The organism is Staphylococcus canis (assembly GCF_016238445.1).
Classification (GTDB): Bacteria; Bacillota; Bacilli; order Staphylococcales; family Staphylococcaceae; genus Staphylococcus; species Staphylococcus canis.
This window is the reverse complement of sequence record NZ_JABANU010000048.1, coordinates 1-4,011: the sequence shown is the minus strand read 5'-3', so window position 1 is coordinate 4,011 and position 4,011 is coordinate 1. Positions and strand designations below refer to the sequence as shown.

General features: G+C 33.6%; 4 protein-coding genes. 3 read left to right on the top strand and 1 reads right to left on the bottom strand.

The window, feature by feature from the left end; all coding sequences use genetic code 11:
* Window positions 1-294: 294 nt before the first annotated feature.
* Window positions 295-522, bottom strand: coding sequence for a glutaredoxin family protein (locus HHH54_RS10795; protein ID WP_198618801.1), 228 nt, complete (start codon window positions 520-522; stop codon window positions 295-297).
* Window positions 523-723: 201 nt separating this feature from the next.
* Here HHH54_RS10795 and HHH54_RS10790 point away from each other — a divergent pair, with 201 nt between their 5' ends.
* From HHH54_RS10790 to HHH54_RS10780, 3 genes are all read left to right on the top strand, one after another.
* Window positions 724-2,070, top strand: coding sequence for a cytochrome ubiquinol oxidase subunit I (locus HHH54_RS10790; protein ID WP_198618800.1), 1,347 nt, complete (start codon window positions 724-726; stop codon window positions 2,068-2,070).
* A complete protein-coding gene (locus HHH54_RS10785; protein ID WP_198618799.1) occupies window positions 2,070-3,089 on the top strand; it encodes a cytochrome d ubiquinol oxidase subunit II in 1,020 nt (339 codons plus the stop codon). The genes HHH54_RS10790 and HHH54_RS10785 overlap by 1 nt, the downstream gene beginning before the upstream one ends.
* Before the next feature lie 127 nt (window positions 3,090-3,216).
* A complete protein-coding gene (locus HHH54_RS10780; protein ID WP_198618798.1) occupies window positions 3,217-3,876 on the top strand; it encodes a potassium channel family protein in 660 nt (219 codons plus the stop codon).
* Window positions 3,877-4,011: the final 135 nt, after the last annotated feature.

Below are 4,011 nucleotides of genomic sequence, written 5' to 3'. Positions count from 1 at the left end.
TATTATAAGTGAGGGCTTTATTTTTTTGAAACAATATGTGTAAATTATATAAAGAACCCCGCTAAAATCCAATTTGGAATCTTAGCGGGGTTCTTTTGGAGCTGTATTTATGTCCCAGCCCCTTTTTGGCTCTATACTTTGGCTCTATACTTTTAACGGTTGGTGAAATATTCACTAGCTTGTATTATTGTATTTTGAAATAAAATAACACATGTACCAATTAAGATACATGTGTCTTTCACTTAAATGAGTTGAAGTATTGAAGGAACGAATGAAACATTCAATCAAAAAAGCTTATATATTAAGTTTTTCGTTAATTTTATCTAAGTCCACTTGATACATAGGTTCATCATCAATCAAAATAAATGGTGTTGAAAATGCATCATATTCAATCATCTCATTGCGAAAAGTTGAGTTTGAAATATGACGTTCTTCAAATGAAACTTGATGTGAATTCAAATAATTTTTTATAAATGTACAGGATGGACATTCATCTTGAGTATAAATCTTTACACGTGCCATACCATAACCTTCTTTCTAATCAGTATACATTGCTATATCGTAAATTACCTTAATTTAAAAAGCAAATTTAAAATTTGAAAATATGGCGAAATTAAGACAATGTCATGATTTTGTCACTGTATTGTCGTATCAATAATTTTAAATCTATTAATATTCTACTTATAATAATTAGATAACTAAAATATTTTAAGGAGAGATTAAATGGATGCAGTAGACATTAGTCGTTTTCTTACTGGGATGACACTGGCTGTTCACATTATTTTCGCAACAATTGGTGTGGGTATGCCGCTCTTTTTTGCAATTGCTGAATTTTTAGGAATTAAAAAAAGAAAACCACAGTATATTGCGTTAGCACAGCGTTGGTCTAAAGGCTACACGATTACAGTAGCTGTAGGAGTAGTGACAGGTACAATTATAGGTTTACAACTATCATTACTTTGGCCGACATTTATGCGTATCGGGGGCCATGTGATTGCATTACCACTTTTTATGGAAACATTTGCGTTCTTTTTTGAAGCAATTTTTCTAAGTATTTATCTTTACACATGGAATCGTTTTAAAAATCAATGGATTCATTTTTTCTTAAGTATACCGGTAATTATAGGTGGAACATTTTCAGCATTTTTTATCACGTCAGTTAACTCATTTATGAATACACCAGCTGGAATGACATTAAAAAATGGCCGAATGGTAAACGTGGATCCGGTAGAAGCAATGTTTAACGCATCATTTTTTGTACGTTCATTTCATGTCGTTGCAACAGCGATTATGACGATGGCGTTTATATTGGCTGGCATCGCAGCGTTTAAGTTGCTTAAAAATAAAGTTCAAGAAGATAAGCGTTATCATCAATCAGCATTAAAAATTACGATGATAGCTGGATTGATATTCTCCTTGTTATCTATGCTCGCTGGAGATTTATCTGCGAAATTTTTACATGAACATCAACCTGAAAAACTTGCAGCGTATGAATGGCATTTTGATACAGAATCTCATGCTGATCTTGTGTTGTTCGGAGTGTTAGACGAATCAACGCAAGAGGTTAAAGGTGCGATACGTGTACCTGGCGCTTTAAGTTTTTTATCGGACAACCGCTTTTCAACGGAAGTAAAAGGTTTAAATGAATTTCCAAAAGAAGAGTTACCGCCGTTGATTGTGCACTATTTCTTTGACTTAATGGTAGTATTTGGTATTTTCTGTTTTATCGTATCTGCTATCTATGTTTTAACACTCATTATCAAACGCTTTAACAGTCATCACAAATGGTTATTATATATGATCTTATTAACGGGACCTGCAGCAATGTTAGCAATTGAATTTGGTTGGTTTTTAACAGAGCTCGGTCGACAACCTTGGATTGTGAGAGGTGTTTTAAAAATACAAGAGGCAGCTACACAGGCAAGTGGTCTAACATTTGTTACGATTCTTTTTGCAATACTATATTTTGTGTTACTTGTATCTGCAACATTTGTACTTGTAAGAATGTTTAAGCATAAACCGGCATATGAAGATATTCGAAATATTGAAAGTCAAAGGAGTGAGGCATAATGGATTATAGTTTAATTGGTATAAGTGTATTATGGCTCTTTTTATTCGGATACATTATCGTAGCATCTATCGATTTTGGTGCTGGATTCTTTACATTACACGCGAGTTTGACAGGGGAAGCACATCGTGTGAATGGACTCATCGAACGTTATTTAAACCCTGTTTGGGAAGTCACAAACGTGTTTTTTGTATTTTTCTTTGTAGGGATTGTAGGTTTTTTTCCTGAGACCGCTTATTATTATGGGACAATTATGTTAATTCCTGGTTCTATTGCATTAATACTATTAGCGGCACGTGGTGCATTTTATGCTTTTGAAAACTACGGACAAGATCGTAAGTTATCATGGCTTATCATTTATGGTTTATCAGGTTTATTAATTCCAGCAGCTTTATCCACTGCACTGACTATTTCTGAGGGTGGATATATTATCGAAAACCAAAATAATAGTATTGATTTAAATTGGGAGGCACTGCTTTTAAGTCCATTTGGTTGGGCAGTTGTCTTTTTAGCGATTGTCTCTGTATTATACATTTCATCCGGGTTTTTAACATTTTATGCGCATCGTGCGAAAGACTTTGAAGCATACCATCTCTTAAGGAAGTGGTTTTTACTCTGGGGAGCTCCAATGATAATTATTTCTTTGTTTGTTTTCCTATCCTTAAGAATACAAAATAAAGCACATTTTGAATCGGCAGTTTTTGATTATGGTTGGCTTTTTATTATTAGCCTAATTGCATTTATGATTGCAGGTGTACTTACATTTTTGAAAAAAGCACATGGTGTGGCATTCATATTTGTGATTATTCAAATGGGTACAGCATTTTTTGGATATGGCTTAAGTAAATTACCATATATATTATATCCTTACGTTAAATTGAATCATGCGGTGACAAATGATAGTATGGCACTCTTTTTAGTGATTGCCTTTGTATTTGGCTTGATACTCTTATTGCCTTCATTATATTTCTTACTAAGACTGTTTGTGCTTGACAAAGACTATGTAAGAGGAAGAAAATAAAAATGTTATCACTTTAAAAGTGGATTAAATTAAAAGATTTAAATAGAGGTAGAATAAGGAAAACTTGATCAAATAACAAATCTTGTTTAGCTTTGTGAATAGAAAAGTTGTATGTTGGAGGCGGAAAATGGATAAAGAGTATGTAGTGATTGGGTTAGGTCGTTTTGGTGGTAGTATTGTTCGTGAACTTAATGCATTAGATATGGATGTAATGGCGATTGATAATGATGAGAATCGAGTGGATGAATATAGTGATATTGCAACTCATGCTGTGGTTGCAGATACTACAGATGAAGCGGTGATGAAGAGTTTAGGAATTCGAAATTTTGACCATGTTATCGTTGCAATAGGTGAAAATATTCAAGCGAGTACTTTAACAACACTTATATTGAAAGAGTTGGGTGTTAAAAAAGTAACTGCAAAAGCTCAAAATGACTATCATGCAAAAATCTTAAATAAAATCGGCGCAGATACTGTTGTTCATCCAGAGAGAGATATGGGGCGACGTATTGCACATAATGTCGCTAGTGCAACAGTGCTTGATTATCTTGAATTATCAGATGAGCACTCTATTGTAGAAATGAAAGCAACAGAATCTATGGCAGGTCAAACGTTAATCGACCTTGACATACGTGCGAATTATGGTATCAACATTATCGCGATTAAACGTCAAAAAGAAATTATTGTTGCACCTGACCCAAGTATGGCATTAGAATTTGATGATATTTTAATTATGATTGGTCATGACAATGATTTAACACGATATGAGAAGAAAATCGCACACTAAATAAAAAAGGCTCTCTGTCAAATAGGACTGGTAAGCTCAATTAAGGAGGTTAGGCAACTTGCTGTTGCTTAACTTCCTTTTTCTTTTCTGATGCGAATAATTTTGAACTTAAAATGATTCTATTACGAAAGTGCT

What these genes read in the sequence shown, in the direction of transcription:
- HHH54_RS10795 (WP_198618801.1), bottom strand. Translation starts at nt 522, where the DNA reads ATGGCACGTGTAAAGATTTATACTCAAGATGAATGTCCATCCTGTACA.
- HHH54_RS10780 (WP_198618798.1), top strand. Translation starts at nt 3,217, where the DNA reads ATGGATAAAGAGTATGTAGTGATTGGGTTAGGTCGTTTTGGTGGTAGT.
- HHH54_RS10785 (WP_198618799.1), top strand. Translation starts at nt 2,070, where the DNA reads ATGGATTATAGTTTAATTGGTATAAGTGTATTATGGCTCTTTTTATTC.
- HHH54_RS10790 (WP_198618800.1), top strand. Translation starts at nt 724, where the DNA reads ATGGATGCAGTAGACATTAGTCGTTTTCTTACTGGGATGACACTGGCT.